The organism is Enterobacter sp. E20, assembly GCF_000801755.2.
Taxonomy (GTDB): domain Bacteria; phylum Pseudomonadota; class Gammaproteobacteria; order Enterobacterales; family Enterobacteriaceae; genus Enterobacter; species Enterobacter asburiae_B.
Genome location: NZ_CP012999.1, coordinates 1568025 through 1588625, shown reverse-complemented (window position 1 = coordinate 1588625; position 20601 = coordinate 1568025). Strand labels below are relative to the sequence as shown.

At 55.5% G+C, this 20601-nt stretch carries 19 protein-coding genes; 10 read left to right on the top strand and 9 right to left on the bottom strand.

Annotation, left to right across the window (positions count from 1 at the left end; all coding sequences use genetic code 11):
• Positions 1 to 156 precede the first annotated feature (156 nt).
• Together sulA and ompA are read left to right on the top strand one after the other, a co-directional pair.
• The gene (sulA, locus tag NI40_RS07325; protein WP_033145120.1) at positions 157 to 666 is read left to right on the top strand and encodes an SOS-induced cell division inhibitor SulA; all 510 of its coding nucleotides are present in this window, start codon (positions 157 to 159) and stop codon (positions 664 to 666) included.
• Between the two features lie 354 nt (positions 667 to 1020).
• Positions 1021 to 2076 (top strand): porin OmpA, encoded by a 1056-nt coding sequence (gene ompA, locus NI40_RS07320; protein WP_023311028.1) that lies wholly within the window; start codon positions 1021 to 1023, stop codon positions 2074 to 2076.
• A gap of 63 nt (positions 2077 to 2139) precedes the next feature.
• Here ompA and matP read toward each other — a convergent pair whose 3' ends face one another.
• Entirely contained in the window at positions 2140 to 2592 is a 453-nt protein-coding gene (gene matP / locus NI40_RS07315) for a macrodomain Ter protein MatP (protein WP_039261615.1), read from the bottom strand.
• A gap of 186 nt (positions 2593 to 2778) precedes the next feature.
• On the opposite strand from matP, the gene NI40_RS07310 reads away from it, so the two are divergent.
• The gene (locus NI40_RS07310; protein ID WP_039261614.1) at positions 2779 to 4539 is read left to right on the top strand and encodes an AAA family ATPase; all 1761 of its coding nucleotides are present in this window, start codon (positions 2779 to 2781) and stop codon (positions 4537 to 4539) included.
• Positions 4540 to 4607: 68 nt separating this feature from the next.
• The gene (fabA, locus tag NI40_RS07305) at positions 4608 to 5126 is read left to right on the top strand and encodes a 3-hydroxyacyl-[acyl-carrier-protein] dehydratase FabA (RefSeq protein ID WP_008499931.1); all 519 of its coding nucleotides are present in this window, start codon (positions 4608 to 4610) and stop codon (positions 5124 to 5126) included.
• Between the two features lie 71 nt (positions 5127 to 5197).
• Here fabA and rmf read toward each other — a convergent pair whose 3' ends face one another.
• The 6 genes from rmf to rlmKL form a co-directional block, all read right to left on the bottom strand.
• A complete protein-coding gene (gene rmf, locus NI40_RS22570; protein ID WP_013097261.1) occupies positions 5198 to 5365 on the bottom strand; it encodes a ribosome modulation factor in 168 nt (55 codons plus the stop codon).
• A gap of 255 nt (positions 5366 to 5620) precedes the next feature.
• A complete protein-coding gene (pqiC, locus tag NI40_RS07300; RefSeq protein ID WP_039261612.1) occupies positions 5621 to 6187 on the bottom strand; it encodes a membrane integrity-associated transporter subunit PqiC in 567 nt (188 codons plus the stop codon).
• A complete protein-coding gene (gene pqiB, locus NI40_RS07295; protein ID WP_039261609.1) occupies positions 6184 to 7824 on the bottom strand; it encodes an intermembrane transport protein PqiB in 1641 nt (546 codons plus the stop codon). Before pqiB ends, pqiC begins: the two co-directional genes overlap by 4 nt.
• A 4-nt stretch (positions 7825 to 7828) precedes the next feature.
• Entirely contained in the window at positions 7829 to 9082 is a 1254-nt protein-coding gene (gene pqiA, locus NI40_RS07290; RefSeq protein ID WP_033145116.1) for a membrane integrity-associated transporter subunit PqiA, read from the bottom strand.
• A 13-nt stretch (positions 9083 to 9095) separates the two neighbouring features.
• Positions 9096 to 11003 (bottom strand): ABC transporter ATP-binding protein, encoded by a 1908-nt coding sequence (locus NI40_RS07285; RefSeq protein WP_039261607.1) that lies wholly within the window; start codon positions 11001 to 11003, stop codon positions 9096 to 9098.
• Positions 11004 to 11015: 12 nt separating this feature from the next.
• On the bottom strand, positions 11016 to 13124 hold the full coding sequence (gene rlmKL / locus NI40_RS07280) for a bifunctional 23S rRNA (guanine(2069)-N(7))-methyltransferase RlmK/23S rRNA (guanine(2445)-N(2))-methyltransferase RlmL (RefSeq protein WP_039261606.1): 2109 nt from the start codon (positions 13122 to 13124) through the stop codon (positions 11016 to 11018).
• Positions 13125 to 13222: 98 nt separating this feature from the next.
• On the opposite strand from rlmKL, the gene NI40_RS07275 reads away from it, so the two are divergent.
• A complete protein-coding gene (locus tag NI40_RS07275; protein WP_033145113.1) occupies positions 13223 to 14332 on the top strand; it encodes a YcbX family protein in 1110 nt (369 codons plus the stop codon).
• On the opposite strand, the gene zapC is transcribed toward NI40_RS07275, so the two are convergent.
• Together zapC and pyrD are read right to left on the bottom strand one after the other, a co-directional pair.
• Complete coding sequence (zapC, locus tag NI40_RS07270) at positions 14329 to 14871, bottom strand: cell division protein ZapC (protein WP_023311020.1); 543 nt, start codon at positions 14869 to 14871, stop codon at positions 14329 to 14331. The two genes, NI40_RS07275 and zapC, sit on opposite strands and share 4 nt — an antisense overlap.
• Before the next feature lie 165 nt (positions 14872 to 15036).
• The gene (gene pyrD, locus NI40_RS07265; RefSeq protein ID WP_023311019.1) at positions 15037 to 16047 is read right to left on the bottom strand and encodes a quinone-dependent dihydroorotate dehydrogenase; all 1011 of its coding nucleotides are present in this window, start codon (positions 16045 to 16047) and stop codon (positions 15037 to 15039) included.
• Positions 16048 to 16295: 248 nt separating this feature from the next.
• Between pyrD and ssuE the strand changes: the two genes are divergently transcribed.
• From ssuE to ssuB, 5 genes are read left to right on the top strand one after another with little or no spacing between them, the layout of a single operon-like run.
• Positions 16296 to 16871 carry an NADPH-dependent FMN reductase gene (gene ssuE / locus NI40_RS07260; RefSeq protein WP_023335146.1) on the top strand — a complete coding sequence of 192 codons (576 nt, stop codon included), beginning with the start codon at positions 16296 to 16298 and terminating at the stop codon, positions 16869 to 16871.
• Entirely contained in the window at positions 16864 to 17826 is a 963-nt protein-coding gene (locus tag NI40_RS07255) for a sulfonate ABC transporter substrate-binding protein (protein ID WP_039261603.1), read from the top strand. The genes ssuE and NI40_RS07255 overlap by 8 nt, the downstream gene beginning before the upstream one ends.
• Positions 17823 to 18968, top strand: a complete 1146-nt coding sequence (gene ssuD, locus NI40_RS07250; RefSeq protein WP_039261601.1) for an FMNH2-dependent alkanesulfonate monooxygenase — start codon at positions 17823 to 17825, stop codon at positions 18966 to 18968. The genes NI40_RS07255 and ssuD overlap by 4 nt, the downstream gene beginning before the upstream one ends.
• Positions 18969 to 18977: 9 nt before the next feature.
• Positions 18978 to 19769, top strand: a complete 792-nt coding sequence (ssuC, locus tag NI40_RS07245) for an aliphatic sulfonate ABC transporter permease SsuC (protein ID WP_023311016.1) — start codon at positions 18978 to 18980, stop codon at positions 19767 to 19769.
• On the top strand, positions 19766 to 20536 hold the full coding sequence (gene ssuB, locus NI40_RS07240) for an aliphatic sulfonates ABC transporter ATP-binding protein (RefSeq protein ID WP_039261598.1): 771 nt from the start codon (positions 19766 to 19768) through the stop codon (positions 20534 to 20536). Before ssuC ends, ssuB begins: the two co-directional genes overlap by 4 nt.
• Positions 20537 to 20601: the final 65 nt, after the last annotated feature.

The window sequence follows — 20601 nt, the reverse complement described above, 5'->3', positions numbered from 1 at the left end:
GGAAAATAGGCAACTTATTGCCGATGAGCAAGATGATTTTTCGAGGGACATCAACATTGAATGAATTTTGCGAGTCGCTTTCCGAAAATGAGGTTGATCTTTATGCATACAGGGGTTACTGTATATCCATACAGTAACTACAGGGCTGGAATGAATATGCACACTTCAGGCTATGCAAATCGCTCAACCTCTCTCTCTTCTACCGCAGGCAATGTCGCGCAGAATTCCGTCGAGCGTGTTTCCACGGGGCTTATCAGTGAAGTGGTTTATCGTGAAGACCAGCCCCTGTTGACGCAACTTCTTTTGTTGCCGTTATTACAACAGCTTGGTCAGCAATCGCGCTGGCAGCTTTGGCTCACGCCTCAGCAAAAACTGAGCCGTGAGTGGGTTCAGTCCGCAGGCCTTCCGCTTACTAAGGTCATGCAAATTAATCAGCTCCCGCCGTGCGATACCGTTGAGTCGATGATCCGCGCGTTACGCACCGGAAATTACAGCGTGGTGATTGGATGGTTACCGGAAGAATTGACGGAAGAGGAACATTTCCGTCTGACTGAAGCAGCCGAAGAAGGGAATGCGATCGGGTTCATTATGCGTCCGGTTCGATCGGATTCTTACCGCAGAGGACAACTTTCTGGGCTAAAAATTCACTCAAATTTGTATCATTGAGTGAAATTAAGATTTTTCCTGGAATTTTTTTTGACCACAAGATGGCATTAAAGTTCCCGGCCTGAAAATTGCGGCAAGGCTTGTCTGGTGCGGTTCTCCTTAATTTTATTGCACAAAATTCGTTCGAAAAATGTTAAATAATCGGTATACGGAACTTTTTTTTTCATATGCCTGACGGACTTCACACTTGTAAGTTTTCAGCTACGTTGTAGACTTTACATCGCCAGGGGTGCTCGGCCTAAGCCGAAGATATCGGTAGATTTATATTTGACCACGCCCCCCGGTGAAGGATTTAACCGTGATTCTCTCCTGAGACTTTCATGGCGAATTTTGGATGATAACGAGGCGCAAAAAATGAAAAAGACAGCTATCGCGATTGCAGTGGCACTGGCTGGCTTCGCTACCGTAGCGCAGGCCGCTCCGAAAGATAATACCTGGTATGCAGGTGGTAAACTGGGCTGGTCTCAGTTCCATGACACCGGCTGGTACAACAGCAGCCTGAACAATGATGGCCCAACTCACGAGAGCCAGCTTGGTGCAGGTGCGTTCGGTGGCTATCAGGTTAACCCGTATGTTGGTTTTGAAATGGGTTACGACTGGTTAGGTCGTATGCCATACAAAGGCGACACCATCAACGGCGCTTTCAAAGCACAGGGCGTTCAGCTGACCGCTAAACTGGGCTACCCAATCACTGACGATCTGGACGTGTACACCCGTCTGGGCGGCATGGTATGGCGCGCAGATTCCAGCAACAACATCTCTGGTGACAACCATGACACCGGTGTTTCCCCAGTATTCGCTGGTGGCGTTGAGTGGGCTATGACCCGTGACATCGCTACCCGTCTGGAATACCAGTGGGTTAACAACATCGGCGACGGTAACACCGTCGGTGTTCGTCCAGACAACGGCATGCTGAGCGTAGGTGTTTCCTACCGTTTCGGCCAGCAGGAAGAAGCAGCTCCAGTTGTTGCTCCAGCGCCGGCTCCAGCTCCAGAAGTACAGACCAAGCACTTCACTCTGAAGTCTGACGTTCTGTTCAACTTCAACAAAGCGACTCTGAAACCAGAAGGCCAGCAGGCACTGGATCAGCTGTACACCCAGCTGAGCAACCTGGATCCTAAAGACGGTTCCGTAGTGGTTCTGGGCTTCACCGACCGTATCGGTTCTGACGCTTACAACCAGAAACTGTCTGAGAAACGTGCTCAGTCTGTTGTTGATTACCTGATCTCTAAAGGTATCCCAGCTAACAAGATCTCCCCACGTGGTATGGGCGAATCTAACCCAGTTACTGGCAACACCTGTGACAACGTGAAAGCTCGCGCTGCACTGATCGACTGCCTGGCTCCAGATCGTCGCGTAGAGATCGAAGTTAAAGGCATCAAAGACGTTGTAACTCAGCCAGCGGCATAAGTTATCGTCTTATAAAAAAACCCCGCCATGCGGGGTTTTTTATTGTCTGAAGAAAAGAAAAATCTATTTTTTACCCAACAGAGCCTGAAGGTCGTTCTTCAGCGTCGACATCTGGTTGGCGTACTTCTCTTTATGTTCGGCATCCTCAATCAGCTGCACGATGGTTTCCGACAGCGTTTTGCCCCGTCGTTGTGCCAGCCCAGCCAGGCGTTGCCAGACAACGAACTCCAGGTCGATTGATTTTTTGCGAGTGTGCTGATGCTCAGCATTAAAATGCCGTTTGCGTCGCGCGCGGATAGTTTGCTTCATCCGGTTTAACAGCGCTGGATTGATGTGTTTCTCAATCCAGTCGTTAACCTGTACCGGTTCATTTTCGAGGGTCAGCAAAATATCCACGGCTTCTTGCGCAGCGCTGGCTTCGACGTAGCAGGTGATCAGCTCCCCTTCACGGTGCTTTTTGACCAGGTACTTCCATTTCCAGCCGCTTTCGAGATTTTCCAGTTGTTGATATTTCATTGCGATCTCAGTGTTACCACGTAACTCTGTTCAGAATATCAGTTTTTTAGCAATCTGCTGAAAAGAAATCATATCCTGTGAGTGAATGCAGCCAATCGCCCTGTCGAAATCCCCAATCCTGCTTGGGTACAGCCCCCCGCTTACGGTATACTCCACGCTTTTACATCTGACTAAAAAACATCAACTTTGACCATTACGAAACTTGCATGGCGTGACCTTGTTCCGGATACCGAAAGTTACCAGGAACTGTTTGCACAGCCCGAACTCGCAAAAGAACACGAATTCATCCTTAGCGATACGCAGCCTCGCTTGCATTATGCGCTGGAGCAGGTGTTAAGCCCATGGGCAACAGCGCCCTTCATGCTGCTCAAGGCCCCGGAAGAAGCGGAATACCTGACGCTGCTCGGTGATGCCGTGCGCCAGCTGAAGCCGGAAGCGAACGCAGTTTTTGGCGGCCAGTATCGTATTGCGGGACATGATGTCACTTTCGAACCAACGGCGCAGGCCGATGGCCGTTTTGCCGCTAAGGGCGAAGTGATTACCGCTAACTGGGTCGAGGCGGAACAACTCTTTGGTTGTCTGCGCCAGTTTAACGGCGAACTTTCGCTGCAGCCGGGGCTGGTTCATCGCGCAAATGGCGGTGTTCTCATCATCTCACTGCGTACCCTGCTCTCGCAGCCGCTGCTGTGGATGCGTCTGAAAACTATCGTCAACCAGCAGCGTTTCGACTGGGTCGGCTACGACGAGTCTCGTCCTCTGCCTGTCTCTGTTCCGTCTATGCCGCTGTCGCTGACCGTCGTGCTGACGGGCGACCGCGAATCGCTGGCGGACTTTCAGGAAATGGAGCCGGAACTGGCTGAGCAGGCGGTGTATAGCGAATACGAAGACAACATCCAGATTGCTGACGCCGACGATATGGCGCAGTGGTGCCAGTGGGTGATGGCCGTTGCTGAGCGTTTTGCGCTGCCAACCCCTGCGGCTGACGCGTGGCCGGGCTTAATCCGCGAAGCGGTACGCTATACCGGTGACCAGGAAACGCTGCCGCTTTGTCCACTCTGGATCGGCAAACAGCTGCGTGAAGTGGGTGTGATTAGCGGTAACGGGGCGTTCAGCGGAGAACAGCTCACTCAGATGCTGGCTCAGCGTGAGTGGCGAGAAGGCTATCTTGCCGACCGTATGCAGGATGAAATTCTGCTGGAACAAATTCTGGTGGAAACCGAAGGCGAACGCGTCGGGCAGATCAACGCCCTGTCGGTGATTGAATTTCCTGGCCATCCGCGCGCATTCGGGGAACCGTCCCGTATCAGCTGCGTTGTGCACATTGGCGATGGCGAGTTCACCGATATTGAACGAAAAGCCGAGCTGGGCGGCAACATTCACGCGAAAGGCATGATGATCATGCAGGCGTTTTTGATGTCAGAGCTGCAGCTTGAGCAACAGATCCCCTTCTCCGCCTCGCTGACGTTTGAGCAGTCCTACAGCGAAGTGGATGGCGATAGCGCCTCTATGGCCGAGCTGTGCGCCTTAATCAGCGCCCTGGCGGAAGTGCCCATCAATCAGAACATCGCGATCACCGGTTCTGTGGACCAGTTCGGTCGTGCACAGCCAGTGGGAGGCCTCAACGAAAAAATTGAAGGCTTCTTCTCTATCTGTCAGCAGCGCGGTTTAAACGGCAAACAGGGTGTGATTATTCCTGCTCCCAACGCACGCCATTTGAGCCTCAGCCAGGATATTCTGGATGCAGTTGAGCAAGAGCAATTCACCATCTGGGCCATCGAAGGGATTGAGGATGCGCTACCCTTACTGACAAATCTGGTTTGGGATGGCGAAGGGCAAACCACCCTGATGCAGACTATCCAGGAGCGCATTGCTCAGGCGACGCAGCAGGATGCTCGTCATCGTTATCCATGGCCGTTACGCTGGCTGGGCTGGTTTAGTTCGAACTGATCGGACTTGTTCAGCGTACACGTGTTAGCTATCCTGCGTCCTTCACTAAAATAAGGCTTACTGAGAACATGGTAGATAAACGCGAATCCTATACAAAAGAAGATCTTCTTGCCTCTGGTCGCGGTGAACTGTTTGGCGCTAAAGGCCCACAGTTACCGGCCCCGAACATGCTGATGATGGACCGTGTCGTGAAAATGACCGAAACCGGCGGCAACTTCGATAAGGGTTACGTAGAAGCAGAACTCGATATCAACCCGGACCTGTGGTTCTTCGGTTGCCACTTTATTGGCGATCCGGTAATGCCTGGCTGTCTGGGCCTGGATGCCATGTGGCAGCTGGTTGGCTTCTATCTGGGCTGGCTGGGCGGCGAAGGTAAAGGCCGCGCGCTGGGCGTGGGCGAAGTAAAATTCACTGGCCAGGTTCTGCCTACGGCGAAGAAAGTGACCTATCGTATTCACTTCAAGCGCATCGTTAACCGCCGCCTGATTATGGGCCTGGCAGATGGCGAAGTGCTGGTCGACGGTCGTCTGATCTATAGCGCAAGCGACCTGAAAGTTGGCCTGTTCCAGGATACTTCAGCTTTCTGATCGTGCTTTTGGCACCCCCAGAAAGGCGAAACCTCCGCATTGCGGAGGTTTCTTTTTTGAAAGAGACGTTATCAGGCTATGAGTGCCCTGTCGCCGATGGCTTCTCGCCAGCCTCCAAGCCATTGTGACCTTTGATTTATCGTCTGATAAGGACACATTTCTTTAGAACGTCCAGCGATGCCGGCCTGATAACCACGTTGATGAGCCCGTTCCAGGCGATCTCGTTTCTGTCTCTTCATGCCTCGTTTCCCTCATTCTTTTGTCTGGTGGAAAGAAAACAGTGTCTGCACTCAATGCACAGGCACAGATAACGAATACCCCGAATTAGTCGCATCGTCAATGTTCAAAATTCATACGGGTGTCATATTTGTGAGCTAGTCGGAAGTTCATTTGTACAAAAATTGTGACGTGGCACAAGTAACAATCTGAAGTGAAAACGAAAAAAAACCGCAATCAGCGACAGGCCAACTGCGGTTTTTGATGATGAATTTTACTTATGGCAGCCGGGAAATTTCCCTTGCGATACTGGCCGACTCCTGTGCCCAACCCTGAGCCAGGACTTTCACCATTTCATCATAGCCATCTTTCTGCTGCTTCAGCTCCAGATGGAAAGGACGCTTAATCAGCTGCCCCTGATGGTTCAGCAACCACTCCCCGCTGATCACCACCGCACCGTCATAGCGGCCGTGGAAGCCCGTGACCGTGACGTTAAGCGTATCCTGGTCATTACCCAGCGGCTGCGATGCGACAACCCAGCCCGGAAGCTGGCTGCCCAGATTGGCCACCAGCGTGTTGCGCAGCTGCTGATCCAGCGGGCTGGCCCACAGGTTGTTCGTCGCAATCACATATTTTACGTCGCTGGTCTGATAGACCACGCCGTTTCCTGCCAGATAATCCGGCACGGCAACCTGCTCAACCCACAGCTGGCGGTTTCCCTTGCTGGCCGTGCTTTGTCCACCGCTGTGGGTAGACACAGGCAGCTGATAGTAGCTTTTATTATCTACCCCTGAACTGCACGCCGTTAACAGCAGAGCGCCAACCATCAATAGCCACTTTTTCATTCTTTTGCCCTCTTCGGCTCAGGATCCTTTTTATCTTTCGCTTCGAACACCAGCGCATTGCTCTTCTCGTTGAGCGTTTTCAGCACCGGCTGCAGTTCACGCAAGACCTGATCAAGACGCTGCATATCTGCCACCATCTTGTTGTAGGCCGCTGAACCCGGCTGGAAGCCCTGCATACTGCGGTTCAGCTCACGCAGCGTTTTCTGCATGTCCTGCGGCAGCTGCTGCATGCTCTGGCTCGCCGTAATCTTGTTGATGTTATCCAGCGTGGTTTGCAGGCGACGCATCGTTGCCTGGCTTTCGCTCAGCGAGTTCGTCGCCGCTTCAATCATCGGATTCAGTGGCAGATTGTTGATCTTATCCAGCGTTTCCATCAGACGCTGCTGGATCTGAGCCAGACCGCTGCTCACCGTTGGGATGATCTTGTAGCCACCAAATTCACGAATACCGGTAATCGGCGGTGCTTTCGGGTAGAAGTCCATATCCACATACAGCGCACCGGTCACCAGATTACCCGTCTTCAAGGAACCTCGCAGACCACGGTCCATCAGTTGACTGATATGGGTGGCAATATCCTGATTCTCGCCAATCTGGTTAAGCAGACGTTCCGGCTCGATGCGGATCAGTACCGGAATGCGGTAATCATCGTCAAGCATCTGGCTCAGGCCCGGAACAAAGAACGGAACTTGCCCAACCGTACCAAGACGAATACCACGGAACTCAACGGGCGCGCCCGGCTGCAGGCCGCGGACGGAATCTTTGAAGAACATCAGGAAGTCGATGTGATCGGTATAAAGCGCGTCCTGAATGCTTCGCTGATCGTCAAAGAGTCTGAACGCCGTTTTCTCGGCAACCGGCTGCCCCAGATCCTGCCCTTCCGGCACATCAAAGCTCACCCCGCCGCCAAACAGCGTGGTTAAGGAACCCATTTCTACGCGCATCCCCGCCGACGTAAGATCGACCGCGATCCCGCTGTCCTTCCAGAAGCGAACGTTGCTGGTCACCAGACGATCGTTTGGCGCATTGATGAACAGCTGATAGCTGATGGTACGCTTTTGCGCGTCGAAGGTGCTGGTTTCAACGGAACCGACGCGGTAGCCGCGGAACAGTACCGGGTCACCCGCCGTGAGCTGGCCCGCTTTTTTGCTGTCGAGGATCACGCGGATGCCCTTGGCATCAGGCGGCGCAAGCGGCGGTGAATCCAGAAGCTGGTATTTTCCCGGCTGGCTACCCTTCGTGCCGGGCTGAAGTTCAATATAGGCCCCGGAGAGCAGCGTCCCTAAGCCGCTGATCCCTTCACGTCCCACCTGCGGTTTAACGACCCAGAAAACGGAATCGCCGTGCAGCAGTTTTTCCATGCCGGCATTAAGGCGCGCCTTAATTTCCACATGGGTTAAATCGTCGGTCAGGGTTGCGCTTTCGACCACGCCCACGTCCACGCTACGGCTTTTGATGGTCGTTTTACCGCCCTCAATCCCCTCGGCATTGGTGGTTATCAGCGTGACTTCCGGTCCCTGATGGCTGTAATGATAAAACAGGATCCATGCACCGATCAGCGCGGTCACGATGGGGAAAATCCACACCGGCGACCAGTTTTTGACCTTCTGCACTTTCGCCTCTCCACTCTTATTTTCCATGCTCTTACTCTTCCTCATGGCTTGATTCAGGCTCACGATCCCACGATAAACGAGGGTCGAAGGTCATGGCCGCAAACATGGTCATAATCACGACCAGTGCAAACATTAAAGCCCCCATCGCGGGATAAATACTCATCAAACCGCCCATCCGCACCAGCGCAGAGAGAACGGCGATGACAAACACGTCAATCATTGACCAGCGTCCGACAAACTCGACCACTTCATAAATCAGGTGCATGCGTTCGCTGTCGCGTTTTCCATGCCCCTTCGCATCCCAACAGAGCCAGGCGATGGCGATCATTTTTAAGGTTGGCACCATAATACTGGCGATAAAAATCACGCCGGCGACAGGATAGGAACCTTCGCCCCACAGCAGGATCACCCCGGCCAGGATCGTCGAAGGCATTTTGTCGCCGAGCAAATCGGTGATCATGATCGGTAGAATATTGGCTGGCAGATACAGCATGATGGAGGTGACCAGCAGGGCCATCGTCCACTGAAGGCTATTTTTACGGCGTACGTGACCTTTCGTTTCGCAGCGCGGACAAACGTCGAGATCGGCGGGCAGCACGGCGGTGCAGCACGGGCAGGAACGCAGCCCCTGACGAATGCCGGGCACGCCGACTTTTACCGTCTGCGCAAGCGTCGGTGCCGGGGCGATATCATCCCACGCCCAGCGTCTGTCCACGCACTGGAAAGCACGCAACTGCAGGACACAGTACAGGCACCACGGAATAAAGCTGCTGCCGATCCCCACGTCGCCGTACGCCATGAGCTTCACGAAACTGACCAGAATGCCCGCCAGGAAGATCTCGGCCATGCCCCAGCTTTTAAGCTGAAAAAGGATACGCGCCAGCCGGATTTTCAGTGATGTCGGCATCCTGACGCGGTTGACCAGCAAAAGGATAACGACGAGGCAAAAAGCCGGGACTATCTGGACAAACAGGAGAAAAAAGGTGCCGAGGCTGGCGTAATCTTCCGAGAACATCACGCCCGGAATTTCAAGCAGATCCACCTGGCTGGTTATCCCTCCCACCTTCATATAGATGAAGGGGAAGAGATTGGAGAGCAGCAGCATGAACAATGCTGCCAGAGCGTAAGCAGTGGGACGCTGCCGCGGCGCGTCCCACTCGGTTGTCAACGTTGCGCCGCAACGTGGACACAGGGCTTTATGTCCGTGACCAAGCTCTGGCAACGCCACGAGCATATCGCATTGCGAGCATAAAATATGCCTGTCGGCATGGTGCTGGTCACACATATGTTATCCCTGTCTATGCGCCGTTTTTCAGAGACTCAAGGTACTCCCAGCGCTCAAATGCTTCTTCCAGGGCTTTTTCAGCCGCGGACAGTTCAGCCAGTACTTTCTGAGTATAGTCATGCGATTGGGTAAAGAATGACGCATCAGCAACCTGTTTTTGCAGATCCTCAAGCGCGGCCTCCAGCTCTTCAAGACGCTGCGGTAGCCCCTCCAGTTCGCGCTGCAGGTTATAGCTTAGTTTAGCCGAGGTTTTCTTGACAGTTTCTGCTTTTGTTACAGCAGGTTCTGAACTTATTTTGGACTTTGACTGTTTCTGCGCCAGAGACTGCGATTGCTGCCCTTTTGCATCGTGATAACCACCTACGTATTGTCCAATTCGCCCTTCACCTTCGAAGATCCAGCACTCGGTTACGGTGTTATCCACGAACTGACGATCGTGGCTGACCAGCATTACGGTCCCCTGATAACCGTCAATCAGCTCTTCGAGCAATTCCAGCGTTTCGACATCCAGGTCGTTCGTTGGTTCATCGAGAATCAACAGGTTACTTGGTTTCAGGAACAAACGCGCCAGCAGCAGACGATTACGCTCTCCGCCAGATAACGCACGGACTGGGGTCATCGCACGTTTCGGATGGAACAGGAAGTCCTGCAGATAGCCCAGCACGTGGCGCGGCTTGCCGTTTACCATTACCTCTTGCTTGCCTTCGGCGAGGTTATCCATCACCGTGCGGTCCGGATCCAGCTCCGCGCGGTGCTGGTCGAAGTAGGCCACTTCCAGCTTAGTCCCACAGTGAATGCGGCCGCTGTCGGCCTGCAGCTGGCCCAGCATCAGCTTCAGCAGCGTGGTTTTACCACAGCCGTTCGGGCCGATAAGCGCAATTTTGTCGCCGCGCTGCACCTGGGCGGAGAAATCTTTCACCAGCACTTTGCCATCAACCTGATAGTTGACGTTTTCCATTTCAAAGACAATCTTGCCGGAACGGGATGCTTCTTCCACCTGCATTTTGGCGCTGCCCATCACTTCACGGCGTTCGCTGCGCTCACGGCGCATTGCCTTCAGAGCGCGCACGCGGCCTTCGTTACGGGTACGGCGGGCCTTGATGCCCTGGCGGATCCACACCTCTTCCTGCGCCAGCTTGCGGTCGAACTCCGCATTCTGCAGCTCTTCCACGCGCAGGTTTTCTTCTTTCTCAAGCAGATAGGTGTCGTAATCGCCAGGATAGGTGACCAGCTTGCCGCGGTCGAGATCGACAATACGCGTCGCCATGTTGCGAATAAACGAACGGTCGTGCGAGATAAAGATGATGGTGCCGCTGAAGGTTTTCAGGAAGCCTTCCAGCCAGTCAATCGCTTCGATATCCAGGTGGTTCGTCGGTTCGTCCAGCAGCAGCACCTTCGGCCCGCTGACCAGCGCGCGGCCCAGCGCCGCTTTACGCAACCAGCCGCCGGAGAGCGCCGACAGCTCCATGTCCGGTTCCAGACCAAGCTGGGCCAGAACCTCGTTAATGCGGTTTTCGAGCTGCCACAGACCGTGGTGATCGAGCATCTCCTGCACTTTCGCCAGTTCGTTGAGGTTCTTGTCGCTCGGGTCGGTCATCACCAGATGCGAAATCTCGTGATAGCGCTTCAGGTATTCGGCCTGCTCAGAAATGCCTTCCGCTACGAAATCGTAAACGCTGCCTGTCACGTGACGCGGCGGGTCCTGCTGGAGGCGGGAGACGATCAGATCCTGCTCGTAAACGATGCGACCGTCATCCAGCCCCTGTTCGCGGTTGAGGATTTTCATCAGCGTGGATTTACCCGCGCCGTTACGGCCCACCAGACAGACGCGCTCGTTATCTTCGATATGCAGCTCTGCATTATCGAGAAGCGGCGAGTCGCTGAAAGAGAGCCACGCGCCGTGCATACTAATTAAAGACATTTATTTTTCCTTTCAGGCCGCGGTAATCAACCAGCAGTTATGAATCTGACGGTTACGGGCAAAGTCCTGAGACAGCGTTTTTTGGCTGATTTCTTGTGCTTTCAGTCCCAGGGCTGCTAAGCCGTCATGATCCATACGGAAGCCGCGTTTGTTGTTCGAGAACATAATGGTACCGCCCTTACGCAGCAGGCGCTTCAGGTCGGTCATCAGGCGCAGGTGATCGCGTTGAACGTCAAAGCTATCCTCCATGCGCTTGGAGTTGGAGAAGGTCGGCGGATCGATAAAGATCAGGTCGAACTGCTCGTCAGTATCACGCAGCCAGCCCAGCACGTCGGCCTGCATCAGTCGGTGCTGACGTCCGGTCAGCCCGTTAAGACGCAGGTTGCGCTCCGCCCACTCCAGATAGGTGCGTGACATATCCACCGTGGTGGTGCTCCGCGCACCGCCCAGACCCGCATGCACGCTCGCGCTGCCGGTATAGGAGAACAGGTTGAGGAAATCTTTGCCCTTGCTCATCTGGCCCAGCATGCGACGCGCGATACGGTGGTCGAGGAACAGGCCGGTATCCAGATAGTCTGTCAGGTTCACCCACAGGCGAGCGTTGTATTCGCCCACTTCGATGAAGTCGCCCTTCTCGCCCATCTTCTGGTACTGATTTTTCCCTTTCTGACGCTCGCGGGTTTTCAGCACCAGCTTGTTTGGCGCAATGCCGAGCACGGCGATGGTGGCCGCGATAACGTCCAGCATGCGCTGACGCGCTTTTTGCGCATCAATGGTTTTCGGTGGCGCATATTCCTGAATCACCACCCAGTCCGCGTAGCGGTCAACCGCCACGTTGTACTCCGGCAGGTCGGCGTCGTACAGGCGGTAGCATTCAATCCCTTCCTGCTTCGCCCACTTTTCATATTTTTTCAGGTTCTTGCGCAGGCGGTTGGCGTAATCTTCCGCCACGCCGGATGGCTTGCTGTCCGCCGCTTTCTCCGCCAGATGGTAGTTTTTCTGCACGCAGTCCAGCGGGCCGTTTTTCGCTTTAAACTGGCGATCGGCACGCAACTGCAGACAGCTCAGCAGCTCCGGCGAGGCGCTAAACAGCGACAGGTTCCAGCCGCCGAAGTAGTCCTTCATATTGCGGCCCAGCAGGCTGTGCAGGGCAATCAGCGCCGGCTCGCTGTCCAGACGCTCGCCGTATGGCGGGTTGCTGATCACGGTACCGTACGGGCCTTTTGGCAGCGGGTTGGTCAGATTCGCCACGTCTTTCACCTCGAAGGTGACCAGCTCGCCGATACCGGCGCGACGGGCGTTGCTGCGCGCGCGTTCGATTACGCGCGGGTCGCTGTCCGAACCGTAGAAGTGGGAGGTGTACTCCGCCAGACCTTTACGCGCGCGGGTCTGCGCGTCGTCTTTGACCTCTTTCCAGAGCGCTTCGTCGTGCTGCGCCCAGCCTTTAAAGCCCCAGTGACCGCGATGCAGGCCCGGCGCGCGGTCGGTTGCCAGCATGGCCGCTTCAATCAGCAACGTACCGGAACCACACATCGGATCGAGCAGCGGCGTGCCCGGCTGCCAGCCAGAGCGCATCACAATAGCGGCGGCCAGGGTTTCTTTAATTGGCGCCATACCGGTACGATCGCGGTAGCCGCGCAGGTGCAGGCCTGCGCCGCTCAGATCGAGAGAAATACTCGCCGTGTCACCGTTGAGCCAGACGTTAATACGCAGATCCGGATTTTCGCGATCGACGTTTGGACGTTCCTTATTTTTACGCGTGAAGCAGTCCACAATGGCGTCTTTTACGCGCAGGGCACCGTACTGGCTATTGCGGATCTCGTCGTTCACGCCGTTGAAATGCACCGCAAAGGTGGCATTGGGCGTGAAGATCTCTGTCCAGTCGATCATCTGTACGCCGGTATAGAGGTCCAGGTCGCTATAGACCTTGCACTCCTTCATCGGCAGCATGATGCGCGACGCCAGACGGCTCCACATCAGGCTCTGGTAAATAAGCCGCGTGTCGCCCTCAAAATGGACACCACCCTGAACCACCTGGCACTCTTGCGCGCCCAGGCTTTCCAGTTCAGTTTTTAACAGCTCTTCCAGCCCACGGGCCGTACTGGCAAACAGAGAATTCATATCGTCACTTTTACTCTTAGAAAATTGTCGCGCATTATAGCTAATATGGCGTGTATGTCATAAAGTTGAAGGCTTATTTTCATTTGTGGGAGTGTGCAGTGGCGACGTTATCCAGGCTTTTTATTCATCCGGTGAAATCCATGCGCGGCATTGGCGTCTCTCACGCGCTGGCCGACATGAGCGGATTCGCCTTCGATCGTATTTTTATGGTCACCGAGCCTGACGGCACGTTCATTACCGCACGCCAGTTCCCGCAGATGGTTCGCTTTACCCCTTCCCCGCTTCATGACGGTTTACACCTTACCGCGCCGGACGGTTCCAGCGCGGTCATTCGCTTTGCTGATTTTGCGCCTGTCGATGCGCCAACGGAAGTGTGGGGCAATCATTTTACCGCGCGCATCGCCCCGGATGAGATTAACCGCTGGCTGAGCGGTTTCTTCTCCCGCGACGTGCAGCTGCGCTGGGTAGGGCCTGAACCGACGCGTCGCGTGAAGCGCCACGACGCCGTTCCCCTCTCCTTCGCCGATGGTTTCCCGTTCCTGCTGACTAACGAAGCCTCGCTGCGTGATTTACAAGGCCGCTGCAAGGCCAGCGTTCAGATGGAACAGTTCCGTCCGAACCTGGTGGTCACGGGCGCCGACGCCTGGGAAGAAGACACCTGGAAAGTGATCCGCATCGGCAGCGTCATCTTTGATGTCGTAAAACCCTGCAGCCGCTGCATTTTCACCACGGTGAGCCCTGAGAAAGGCCAGAAACACCCTTCCGGTGAACCGCTGAAGACGCTGCAGTCGTTCCGCACCGCGCAGGATAACGGCGATGTGGATTTCGGCCAGAACCTGATCCCGCGCTCCAGCGGCGCAATCCGCGTCGGTGATGAGGTAGAAATTCTTGCCCGAGGGCCTGCAAAAGCGTACGGCTCAGGTCAGGAAGAAGAAATGGTCGACGTTGTGACGAATGCCGCCTCTGCGGTAGATATTCACTGGCAGGGCAACGTCATCCGTGGCAACAACCAGCAGGTATTACTGGAGCAACTGGAGCAGGCAGGTATTCGCGTACCCTATTCCTGTCGCGCAGGCATTTGCGGATGCTGCCGCATCAGGCTGGTGGATGGAGAGGTTAGTGCGCTGAAAAAATCGGCAATTGGAAATGACGGCACAATTCTGTGCTGTAGCTGCATACCGAAAACGTCCGTACAGCTGGAAGCTTAAACCGCCTGTTCAAGGCTGAAGGAATCTACGCGCAGCTGCGGCTTCAGCCTGTCGTTCATCACTTTAATGGCATCGCCAAGCTGCATCGTCCGCCCGGCAATGGTTACGCCGGGCTGTGCCAGCAGGCAGAGCGCAGCATTTTCGCCTGGCTCAACCACCAGCAGGCTCACCTCTTCTGCGGTATCGCTCAGATTGACGCTGGCCGCGTCACCCGTTGCCGGGGTCCAGCTCATACCATGCGCAAGAAAATGCCAGCTTTTTGGCATTTGCGGTTTCAGGAAGCGGATAGCCACCAGCGCATTTAATACCAGCTCGGCGCGCTGCTCTTTAGAGAGCACCAGATCCCGGCATTTTTCTTCAAAAGAGAAATAAAGCGCCGCATCGTCAACGCAAAAGCCCGACGGGGAAAATGCATCCGGGGTTAACATTCGGCGGGCAAAACGAGAACGAAACAACATGCCATTGGCTAAATCGAGCATCATTCGGTCATGCTCGTCGCAAAAATACCAGCGCCAGTTATCGTCAGGTTTAATTCGCATGTGTCTCTCCCGTCCCCAAACGTCCTGTACTAAAAATGTCCTGTTTGCCGCCTCGTTTATAACACCATTAATAAAAGACTATAATGACTAAATAAGCAACAGTGACGGAATATAAAACAACCAGGGCTGGAAATAAAGCCCTGGTTGTCTGATTAAGAGAAAAGATTAGATATGAGTAACGATTTCTTTAATCAGCGGCGGTCCTTTAAAAATAAAGCCGGAATAGATTTGCACCAGTGACGCACCTGCCGCCATCTTCTCGCGCGCAGCAATCACTGAGTCAATGCCGCCGACGCCAATAATCGGCAGACGTCCTTTTAATTCCGCAGACAGGGCGCGAATAATTTCGGTGCTTTTTAATTGCACCGGACGTCCACTTAACCCACCCGCTTCGTCACAGTTTTTCATTCCCTGCACGAGGGAACGATCGAGAGTGGTATTGGTCGCAATAACACCATCAATATTATGGCGAACCAAACTGTCGGCAACCTGGATCAATTCTTCAGGAGAAAGATCCGGGGCGATCTTAACCGCGACCGGAACATATTTATGGTGGATCGTCTGGAGTTCATTTTGTTTATTTTTAATGGCACTCAGAAGATCGTCCAGCGCTTCGCCATATTGTAAGGAACGCAGACCCGGAGTATTGGGTGAAGAAATATTCACCGCGATATAACCGGCATAGGCGTAGACTTTTTCCATACAAATCAGATAGTCATCTTTACCCTGCTCTACCGGCGTGTCTTTATTTTTACCGATATTGATGCCTAATATTCCGTCAAAATGGGCTTTTTTTACGTTCTCAACCAGGTGATCAACACCGAGGTTATTAAAGCCCATGCGGTTGATCAGCCCTTCGGCTTCAACCAGGCGGAACAGGCGCGGCTTGTCATTCCCCGGCTGCGGGCGCGGCGTGACGGTGCCGATTTCAATGGAGCCAAAGCCCATCGCGCCCAGGGCATCAATGCACTCGCCATTTTTGTCCAGACCGGCCGCCAGACCCAGCGGATTCTTAAAGGTCAGACCCATGCACTGCACAGGTTTTTCCGGCACATTCTGACGCACCAGAGCGGCCAGCGGCGTTCCGGTAATACGACGTAATTGCTGGAATGTAAATTCATGAGCGCGCTCAGGGTCGAGCTGGAAAAGGGCTTTACGAACGAAGGGGTAGTACATGAACTCTCCTGGATTCCCGGTGTGCAAACCGGGAGGGGATTATGGGCGATCCACGCGCGAAAGGGAATTGACCTGCGGCAAAAAATCAGCGTAAAACGCAATCGTTTACCTCCCCGTCTATTTCTTATGCACTTTTTCGCATTTTAATTGCAGATAAATCATTTAGTGGAATAACCGCGCGGTGTCACACTCCTGAAAATTGTTATGAATGTTAGATAAAAGCAAACAATTGGTTATAAGGAGGAAGTATGCGCGTCATTACCCTGGCCGGAAGTCCACGATTCCCTTCGCGCTCCAGCGCCCTGCTGGAATATGCCCGCGAAAAACTCAATGCCCTGGATGTGGAAGTGTGCCACTGGAACCTGCATAACTTCGAACCTGAAGATCTGCTCTACGCCCGCTTCGACAGCCCAGCGCTGAAAACGCTCATCGAGCAGCTTAACGGCGCTGACGGCTTAATTGTGGCAACACCTATTTATAAAGCCTCTTTTTCCGGGGCACTGAAAACCCTGCTCGATCTGCTTCCGGAACGCGCCCTGGACGGCAAAGTCGTGCTGCCGCTGGCAACGGGCGGTACGGTGGCCCATTTACTGGCCGTGGATTATGCCCTGAAGCCGGTGCTGAACGCGTTGAAAGCGCAGGAGATCCTCCACGGCGTTTTCGCAGATGACTCCCAGGTTATCGATTATCAACATAAACCTCATTTTACGCCGAACCTGCAAACCCGCCTCGATACTGCCCTGGAAACCTTCTGGCATGCCCTGCACCGCAGGGATATCCAGGCCCCGGCGTTTGGTCAGCCTCAAGGAGTCGCACATGTTTAAAACGTTAACCCGCATCGGCCTGGCAGGTCTGATGGCGCTTACCTCGCTGGCCCATGCCGCAGAAGCGGCTCCGGAAAGTTTGCGCATTGGCTATCAGAAAGGCAGCGTCAGCATGGTGCTGGCGAAAAGCCATCAGCTTCTGGAAAAACGCTTCCCGGACACCAAATTCTCCTGGGTGGAGTTCCCGGCTGGCCCGCAGATGCTGGAGGCCCTGAACGTCGGCAGTATCGATCTCGGCAGCACGGGTGATATTCCGCCGATATTCGCCCAGGCGGCGGGAGCGGACCTCGTCTATGTTGGCGTTGAGCCGCCCAAACCGAAGGCCGAAGTGATCCTGGTGCCTGAAAACAGCGACATTAAAAGCGTCGCCGACCTCAAAGGGCATAAAGTGGCTTTCCAGAAAGGTTCCAGCTCGCACAACCTGCTGCTGCGTGCCCTGCAGGAAGCCGGGCTGAAGTTCACTGACATTCAGCCCGTTTACCTGACGCCTGCCGACGCGCGCGCCGCGTTCCAGCAGAAGAACGTTGATGCCTGGGCCATCTGGGATCCGTACTACTCCGCCGCATTGCTGCAGGGCGGCGTTCGCGTGCTGAAAGACGGTACCACGCTGAAGCAGACCGGCTCGTTCTATCTGGCCGCGCGTCCTTATGCGGAAAAGAACGGCGCATTTATTCAGGGCGTACTGGATACCTTTACCCAGGCCGATGCGCTGACCCAGACCCAGCGTCAGGAGAGCATTGCCCTGCTGGCGAAAACCATGGGCTTACCTGAGCCGGTGATCGCGAGCTATCTCAACCACCGTCCGCCGACCACCATTACGCCCGTGGACGCGCACGTCGCTGCGCTTCAGCAACAAACGGCTGACCTTTTCTATCAAAACCACCTGGTGCCGAAACAGGTCACTATTCGCGAACGCATCTGGCAGCCCGCAGGCAAAGAAGGAGCTAAATCATGAGTCTGAATCTTTTCTGGTTTTTACCCACCCACGGTGATGGACACTATCTTGGTACAGAAGAGGGCTCGCGCCCGGTTGACCACGGCTACCTGCAGCAGATTGCGCAGGCGGCGGACCGAATCGGTTTCACCGGGGTGCTGATCCCGACCGGACGTTCATGTGAAGATGCCTGGCTGGTGGCCGCATCGATGATCCCGGTCACCCAGCGTCTGAAGTTCCTGGTTGCGTTACGCCCGAGCGTGGTCTCCCCCACCGTGGCGGCGCGTCAGGCGGCAACGCTGGACAGGCTGTCCAACGGTCGCGCCCTGTTTAACCTGGTGACGGGCAGCGACCCGCAGGAGCTGGCGGGCGATGGGGTGTTCCTCGACCATACCGAGCGCTACGAAGCCTCCGCCGAGTTCACCCGCGTCTGGCGACGTCTGCTGGAAGGTGAAACCGTCACCTTTGAAGGCAAGCATATTCACGTTCGTGACGCGAAGCTCTACTTCCCGCCGGTACAGCAGCCGCGACCGCCGCTCTATTTTGGCGGATCGTCGGATGTGGCCCAGGATCTGGCGGCAGAACAGGTCGATCTCTATCTGACCTGGGGCGAACCGCCTGAGCTGGTGAAAGAAAAAATTGCCCAGGTACGCGCTAAAGCGGCCGCCCATGGCCGCAAGGTGCGCTTCGGCATTCGCCTGCACGTGATCGTGCGTGAAACCAATGAAGAAGCCTGGCAGGCCGCCGACCGCCTGATCTCCCACCTGGACGATGAGACCATCGCCAGGGCGCAGGCCGCGTTTGCGAAAACCGACTCCGTCGGACAGCACCGAATGGCGTCCCTGCACAACGGCAAGCGCGAGAACCTGGAGATCAGCCCGAACCTGTGGGCGGGCGTTGGCCTGGTGCGCGGCGGGGCGGGCACGGCGCTGGTCGGCGACGGACCGACCGTAGCCGCCCGGATTAATGAATACGCAGACCTGGGTATCGACAGCTTTATTCTCTCCGGCTATCCGCATCTGGAAGAGGCGTACAAGGTGGGCGAGCTGTTATTCCCGCATCTGGATGTTGCCATTCCTGAAATTCCGCAGCCGCAGCGGCTTCAGCTTCAGGGCGAAGCCGTGGCGAACGAGTTTATTCCACGCAAAGCCGCACAGAGCTAAGGAGTGACCATGTCTGCCACCTCCCAAAAATGGCTGCTGCGCGCCGCGCCGTGGTTTTTACCCGTCGGCATTGTGGCTCTCTGGCAGCTCGCGTCGTCCACCGGCTGGCTGTCGAGCCGCATTCTGCCCTCTCCGGAGGGCGTCGTTGAGGCGTTCTGGTCGCTGAGCGTCAGCGGTGAGCTGTGGCAGCATCTGGCGATCAGCTCCTGGCGCGCCGTGATTGGTTTTTCCATCGGCGGCAGCATCGGTCTGGTACTGGGCCTGATCAGCGGCCTTTCCCGCTGGGGCGAGCGGCTGCTGGATACCTCTATTCAGATGCTGCGCAACGTGCCGCATCTGGCGCTGATCCCGCTGGTTATCCTGTGGTTTGGTATTGATGAGAGCGCCAAGATCTTCCTCGTGGCGCTGGGCACGCTGTTCCCGATCTACATCAACACCTGGCACGGCATCCGCAATATCGATCGCGGTCTGGTGGAGATGGCGCGCAGCTACGGCTTGTCCGGTTTTTCCCTCTTTATTCACGTGATCCTGCCGGGCGCCCTGCCCTCCATTATGGTCGGGGTGCGTTTTGCGCTCGGCCTGATGTGGCTGACGCTGATTGTGGCGGAGACCATCTCGGCCAACTCAGGCATTGGCTACCTGGCGATGAACGCCCGCGAATTCCTGCAAACGGACGTGGTGGTGGTTGCCATCATTCTGTATGCCCTGCTCGGCAAGCTCGCCGACGTCAGCGCCCAGTGGCTGGAGCGCAGCTGGCTGCGCTGGAACCCGGCCTATACCCTTCAGGAGGCGAAAGCATGAACACTGCACGACTGAACCAGGGAACGCCGTTACTGCTGAACGGCGTGACCAAACGCTACGGCGAAAACACCATTCTTAACGGGCTGGATCTGCATATTCCCGCCGGACAATTTGTGGCCGTTGTTGGTCGCAGCGGCGGCGGCAAGAGTACCCTGCTACGGCTTCTGGCCGGACTGGAATCCCCCAACGGCGGTGACATTCTGGCAGGAACGACGCCGCTTTCGAATATTCAGGACGATACCCGCATGATGTTTCAGGATGCACGCCTGCTGCCGTGGAAAACGGTTATCGACAATGTGGGGCTCGGTCTGAAGGGCAGCTGGCGGGATGAAGCCCGCCAGGCGCTGGCCGCCGTTGGGCTGGAAAATCGTGCGGGCGAATGGCCTGCCGCCCTCTCGGGTGGGCAGAAGCAGCGCGTGGCGCTGGCGCGCGCGTTGATTCACCGTCCGGGCCTGCTGTTGCTTGATGAACCGCTCGGCGCGCTCGACGCCCTGACGCGGATCGAAATGCAGGATTTGATTGGATCCCTCTGGCAGGCGCACGGCTTTACGGTACTGCTGGTGACGCATGACGTGAGCGAGGCCGTCGCGATGGCTGACCGGGTGCTGCTAATTGAGGACGGGAAAATAGGTCTGGATCTGACGGTGGATCTTCCGCGGCCTCGTCGCGTGGGCTCGGCAAGGCTGGCGGAGCTGGAAGCTGAGGTATTGGAGCGGGTGATGAAGCGCGGGGGGACGGAGTTACAGCGAGCCAAGGCTAATGCCTGATGCCCTCACCCCCGGCCCTCTCCCACGGGGAGAAAACACAAAAAACGGCAACCGAGGTTGCCGTT

Bases quoted from the DNA above. Each gene is read 5' to 3' on its own strand.
- sulA (WP_033145120.1), top strand. From the start codon at position 157: ATGCACACTTCAGGCTATGCAAATCGCTCAACCTCTCTCTCTTCTACC.
- pyrD (WP_023311019.1), bottom strand. From the start codon at position 16,047: ATGTACTACCCCTTCGTTCGTAAAGCCCTTTTCCAGCTCGACCCTGAG.
- ompA (WP_023311028.1), top strand. From the start codon at position 1,021: ATGAAAAAGACAGCTATCGCGATTGCAGTGGCACTGGCTGGCTTCGCT.
- matP (WP_039261615.1), bottom strand. From the start codon at position 2,592: ATGAAATATCAACAACTGGAAAATCTCGAAAGCGGCTGGAAATGGAAG.
- ssuD (WP_039261601.1), top strand. From the start codon at position 17,823: ATGAGTCTGAATCTTTTCTGGTTTTTACCCACCCACGGTGATGGACAC.
- ssuB (WP_039261598.1), top strand. From the start codon at position 19,766: ATGAACACTGCACGACTGAACCAGGGAACGCCGTTACTGCTGAACGGC.
- ssuE (WP_023335146.1), top strand. From the start codon at position 16,296: ATGCGCGTCATTACCCTGGCCGGAAGTCCACGATTCCCTTCGCGCTCC.
- rmf (WP_013097261.1), bottom strand. From the start codon at position 5,365: ATGAAGAGACAGAAACGAGATCGCCTGGAACGGGCTCATCAACGTGGT.
- pqiA (WP_033145116.1), bottom strand. From the start codon at position 9,082: ATGTGTGACCAGCACCATGCCGACAGGCATATTTTATGCTCGCAATGC.
- zapC (WP_023311020.1), bottom strand. From the start codon at position 14,871: ATGCGAATTAAACCTGACGATAACTGGCGCTGGTATTTTTGCGACGAG.
- NI40_RS07285 (WP_039261607.1), bottom strand. From the start codon at position 11,003: ATGTCTTTAATTAGTATGCACGGCGCGTGGCTCTCTTTCAGCGACTCG.
- rlmKL (WP_039261606.1), bottom strand. From the start codon at position 13,124: ATGAATTCTCTGTTTGCCAGTACGGCCCGTGGGCTGGAAGAGCTGTTA.
- pqiC (WP_039261612.1), bottom strand. From the start codon at position 6,187: ATGAAAAAGTGGCTATTGATGGTTGGCGCTCTGCTGTTAACGGCGTGC.
- NI40_RS07255 (WP_039261603.1), top strand. From the start codon at position 16,864: ATGTTTAAAACGTTAACCCGCATCGGCCTGGCAGGTCTGATGGCGCTT.
- pqiB (WP_039261609.1), bottom strand. From the start codon at position 7,824: ATGGAAAATAAGAGTGGAGAGGCGAAAGTGCAGAAGGTCAAAAACTGG.
- fabA (WP_008499931.1), top strand. From the start codon at position 4,608: ATGGTAGATAAACGCGAATCCTATACAAAAGAAGATCTTCTTGCCTCT.
- ssuC (WP_023311016.1), top strand. From the start codon at position 18,978: ATGTCTGCCACCTCCCAAAAATGGCTGCTGCGCGCCGCGCCGTGGTTT.